Below are 4,893 nucleotides of genomic sequence, written 5' to 3' on the forward strand. Positions count from 1 at the left end.
GTGGCCGACCCGTCCGGCCGGAGGGCGAAGGCGAAGGCCGGTCGGCCGAAGCGCTCCTTGAGGCGCGCCGCGATCAGCCCGACGATGCCCGGATGCCACTCCGCGCTGCCTGCGACCAGCACCGGGCGATCGGGGTCGAGGGCGAGGGCGTGGTCCATCTCCGCTTCGGCTTCCGCCACCGCCTGCGCCTCGATCGCCTGGCGTTCGCGGTTCAGGCGGTCGAGCTCCACCGCGATGCGGGCGGCTTCGGCCGGGTCGTCGGTGGTGAGCAGGCGCGCGCCCAGGCCCGCATCGCCGATGCGCCCGCCGGCGTTGATGCGGGGGCCGAGCAGGTAGCCGAGGTGCCACGCCTCCGGTGGCCCGTCGAGGGCGGCGGCATCGAGGAGCGCGGCGAGCCCATGGCGGCCGCGGGCGCGCATCACGGTCAGCCCCTGGACCACGAAGGCGCGGTTGAGGCCCGTCAGAGGCACCACGTCGGCGACGGTGGCCAAAGCCACGAGGTCGAGGGCATCGGTGAGCGGCGGCTCGGGATGGGACCCGAAATACCCCTCGGCCCGAAGCGTGCGGGCGAGGGCCACCAGGGTGAGGAACACGACGCCCGCGGCGCAGAGGTGGCCGAGACCGGAAAGGTCGTCGAGGCGGTTCGGGTTCACCAGGGCGCAGACCGGCGGCAGCAGCTCGGGGGCACCGTGATGGTCGAGGACGATCACGTCGAGGCCGAGCCGGGCCGCTTCCGCCAGAGGACCATGCCCGCTGGTGCCGCAATCGACGCAGACGAGGAGCGTCGCCCCCTCGCCGGCGAGCGCGGCGATCGCGGCCGCGTTCGGCCCGTAGCCCTCGGTGATCCGGTCGGGGATGTGGATGCGGGTCGGCACGCCGAGCCGGCGCAGGTATCCCGCCAGCAGGGCCGCGCTTGCGGCGCCGTCGACGTCGTAGTCGCCGAACACCGCGACGCTCTCGCCCCGGCGCACCGCCCGCGCGAGGCGCTCGGTCGCCGGCCCCATGTCGACGAGGCAGGCGGGGTCCGGCATCAGGTCGCGCAGGCGCGGGCGCAGGTAGGCCTCCGACCCGTCCGGCCGGACGCCGCGCCCGGCGAGCACGCGGGCGAGCAGCTCCGGCAAGCCGTGGGCCTGGACCATGGTCGCGGCGTAGGCCTGCGCCGCCGGGTCGGCGCAGCGTTCCCGCCATGGCCGCCCGAGGACGGACCGGGTGACGCCGAGGAAGGCGCGGGGCGCCTCGGGCTGGGCCGAGAGGTGAGGAAGGGCTGACACGGGGGCCACCATAGACCGCAACGGCGGCCAAATCCCGGCCCGCATGTGGGTCGCGGTCGCTACTCGTCGGCTTCCATCCCGGAGAGCGGCACGTCCAACTCGCAGAGCACGCCGTCCGGCGGGTAGGTCAGCCGGACCTCGCCGCCGATCGCCCCGGCCAAGCCCCGCTCGATCAGGCGGCTGCCGAACCCGAGCCGCGTCGGCGTCGCGACCGGCGGCCCGCCGCTCTCGGCCCAGCGCAGCCGGACCATAGGCTCGCGGCCGGCGGCATCGATCGACCAATCCACCACGATGAAGCCCGCGGGCGTCGACAGCGCGCCGTACTTGGCGGCGTTCGTCGCGAGCTCGTGGATCATCAGCGACAGCGACAGCGCGGCCTTGGAGCCGACCTGAACGTGCGGGCCGAACAGCCGCAGGCGGCCCGCCTGCGCGTCGTCGTGAATCGTCAGCGCGCCTTGGACGACCTTTTCGAGGCTCGCGCTCTCGCGGGTGCCGTCGAGCAGGATGTCGTGCGCCTTGCCCAGCGCGATCAGCCGGTTGGCGAGGGCGTCGCGGGCCGCCTCCAGGTCGGTGGCGTTGCGCATGGTCTGCATGGCGATGGCCTGCACCATCGCCAGGGTGTTCTTCATCCGGTGGCTCAGCTCGCGATTGAGCACCGCCTGCTGCTCCTCGGCCCGCAGGCGGCCGATCCCGACCTGGACCCGGTCCGCGACGTTGCGGGCGAAGGCGACCTCCTCCGGCAGCCAGTCGCGCGGCGCGGCGGCGTGGACGAAGAACAGCCCGACCGTCCGTCCGCGCTCGCGCACCGGCACGTCGAGCATGGCGCCGATGGCCTGCGCCATGAACGGCGCTGCGAACGGCGCGGTCCGCGGGTCCTCTGCGACCGCGCCGACGACGAGGGCGTCGCCGCGCTCGATCGAGGCGCCGAGGCGGCCGAAATCGGCGAAGCGGTGCGTGCCGGCGAGACTTTCCACCCCCGCCGCGGTCCAGTCCTGGAGGATCGTGACGTGCACCCCGCTCGCGTCGATCTCGCCGTAGCCGGCCCGGCTGGCATCGAGCGTCCGGCCGACGATCTCGGCGGCCTTGGCGGTCATGGCGGCGACGCAGGTGACGTCGCGCAGGTGGTCGCCGAGCTCGATCAAGGCCGCCCGGCGGATCGAGGCGGCGCGGGTCAGGCGCTCCTCGACCTGCAGGCGGACCAGCTGGCGCCGCTCGCGCATCAGGATCATGATCTGCCGGGCCAGCCGCCGAAGCGCGTCAGCCTGATCCTCGTTCAGGCCCCCGGGCCGGGGCACGGTGTCGATGACGCAGAGGCTGCCCAGCGCCCGGCCGCTCGACGTGCGCAGGGGCGCGCCGGCATAGAACCGGATCCCCGGCGGGCCGGTGACGAGCGGGTTCTCGCGGGTGCGCGGGTCCTGCGTCAGGTCGGGGATGACGAGCAGGTCCGGCTCGCCCAGCGCGTGCCGGCAGATGGAGGCGTTGAGTTCGGTCTCGCAGAACAGGAAGCCGGCGCGGGCCTTGAACCATTGCCGGTCGGCGGCGACGAGGCTCACCAGGGCGACGGGGGCGGCGCAGAGCGCGCGCGCGATCTGGACCGCGTCGTCGAAGGCCTCCTCCGGGGCCGTGTCGAGGATGGCGAGCGCCTCCAACTCGGCGAGGCGCTCGGGATCGGAGGTCTCGGGCGACATGCCAGCCCCGGGTTGGAGAACCGTCGCACCGGATCGGCGGTCGGCGTTGCGGTTGTAGGACCCCGCTCGACACAAGTCATCGTCGGGGCGCACCCCGAGCCCGAGCGCCCGGAACGCAGAAGGGCGGGCATCGCTGCCCGCCCCGTCCGCCGCATCCCGGATCGAAGGACGTCCGGTCAGAGGTTCTTGAGGATCTGGTCGACGACCTTCTTGGCGTCGCCGAACAGCATCATCGTGTTGTCGCGGAAGAACACCTCGTTCTCGACGCCGGCGTAGCCCGAGCCCATGCCGCGCTTGATGAACAGCACGGTCTTGGCCCGCTCCACGTCGAGGATCGGCATGCCGTAGATCGGCGAGGCCTTGTCGGTCTTGGCGGCCGGGTTGGTGACGTCGTTGGCGCCGATCACGAAGGCCACGTCGGCCTGCGGGAACTCGCCGTTGATGTCCTCCAGCTCGAACACCTCGTCGTAGGGCACGTTGGCTTCGGCGAGCAGCACGTTCATGTGGCCGGGCATGCGGCCGGCGACGGGGTGGATGGCGTACTTCACGTCGACGCCCTCCTTCTTGAGCAGGTCGGCCATCTCGCGGAGCGAATGCTGCGCCTGCGCCACCGCCATGCCGTAGCCCGGCACGATGATGACCCGCTCGGCGTTCTTCATGATGTAGGCCGCGTCGTCCGCCGAGCCCTGCTTGACCGGCCGGGTCTCGACCTCGCCGCCGCCGCCGCCCGCCGCGGCGTCGCCGCCGAAGCCGCCGAGGATGACCGAGATGAACGAGCGGTTCATCGCGTGGCACATGATGTAGGACAGGATCGCGCCCGACGAGCCGACCAGCGCGCCGGTGATGATCAGCGCGAGGTTGCCCAGCGTGAAGCCGATGCCGGCCGCCGCCCAGCCCGAGTAGGAGTTCAGCATCGAGACGACGACGGGCATGTCCGCGCCGCCGATCGGGATGATGAGCAGGCCGCCGAGGGCGAAGGACAGCAGCACGATCAGCCAGAAGACGACCTTGCTCTCGCCGCCGATGAACACCGCGATCAGCACGACCAGCGCCACCGCGAGGCCGATGTTGATGAGGTGCCGGCTCGGCAGCATGATCGGCTTGCCGGACATGCGCCCGTCGAGCTTGGCGAAGGCGATGACCGAACCGGTGAAGGTGATCGCGCCGATCGCCGCGCCGAGCGCCATCTCGAACAGCGACTCCTTGTGGATGTGGCCGTTCTCGAGGATGCCCACGGCCTGCGGCGCGTAGAGCGTCGCGGCCGCACCCGCCACGGCGGCGAGGCCGACGAGCGAGTGGAAGGCGGCGACGAGCTGCGGCATCGCCGTCATCGGCACGCGCTTGGCGATGACCGCACCCGCGCCGCCGCCGATGGCGAGCCCGAGGAAGACGAGGAGCCAGGCGCCCGCGCCGGCCGGCGGATGGCCGACCAGGGTCGTGAGTACGGCCAGCGCCATGCCGACCATGCCGTAGAGGTTGCCCTGCCGCGACGTCGTCGGGTGCGAAAGCCCCCGCAGCGCCATGATGAACAGGACGCCCGAGACGATGTAGAGAAGGGCGGAGACGTTCTGGGACATGTCTCAGGCCTTCTTCTTGTACATGGCGAGCATGCGCTGAGTGACCAGGAAGCCGCCGAAGATGTTCACGCTGGCCAGCACGATGCCGATGAACCCGAAGGCGCGGGCCCAGCCGGTGCCCTTCTCGATCAGCGGCACGCCGGCGGCGAGGATCGCGCCGACGATGATGACGGACGAGATCGCGTTGGTGACCGACATCAGCGGGGTGTGCAGCGCCGGGGTCACCGACCACACCACGTAGTAGCCGACGAAGATCGCGAGCACGAAGATCGCGAGCTGGAACACGGTGGCGTCGACGGCGCCGTGGGTCACGGCGCTGAGGCCGTGGCCGACGCCGTCGGCGCCACCGTGTTCCAG

At 72.1% G+C, this 4,893-nt stretch carries 4 protein-coding genes; all 4 read right to left on the reverse strand.

Annotated features, from left to right (window positions below):
- On the reverse strand, nucleotides 1-1,283 hold a 1,283-nt coding region (locus tag FV222_RS17435), incomplete at its 3' end, for a DHH family phosphoesterase (protein WP_147815270.1).
- Nucleotides 1,284-1,330: 47 nt separating this feature from the next.
- Entirely contained in the window at nucleotides 1,331-2,959 is a 1,629-nt protein-coding gene (locus FV222_RS17440) for a GAF domain-containing protein (protein WP_147762451.1), read from the reverse strand.
- A 176-nt stretch (nucleotides 2,960-3,135) separates the two neighbouring features.
- The gene (locus tag FV222_RS17445; RefSeq protein WP_147815272.1) at nucleotides 3,136-4,536 is read right to left on the reverse strand and encodes an NAD(P)(+) transhydrogenase (Re/Si-specific) subunit beta; all 1,401 of its coding nucleotides are present in this window, start codon (nucleotides 4,534-4,536) and stop codon (nucleotides 3,136-3,138) included.
- Between the two features lie 3 nt (nucleotides 4,537-4,539).
- Nucleotides 4,540-4,893, reverse strand: a 354-nt coding sequence (locus tag FV222_RS17450; protein WP_246685520.1) for a proton-translocating transhydrogenase family protein, incomplete at its 5' end; no start/stop codon positions are given.

The sequence above is a fragment of the Methylobacterium sp. WL103 genome, from assembly GCF_008039885.1.
Classification (GTDB): Bacteria; Pseudomonadota; Alphaproteobacteria; order Rhizobiales; family Beijerinckiaceae; genus Methylobacterium; species Methylobacterium cerastii.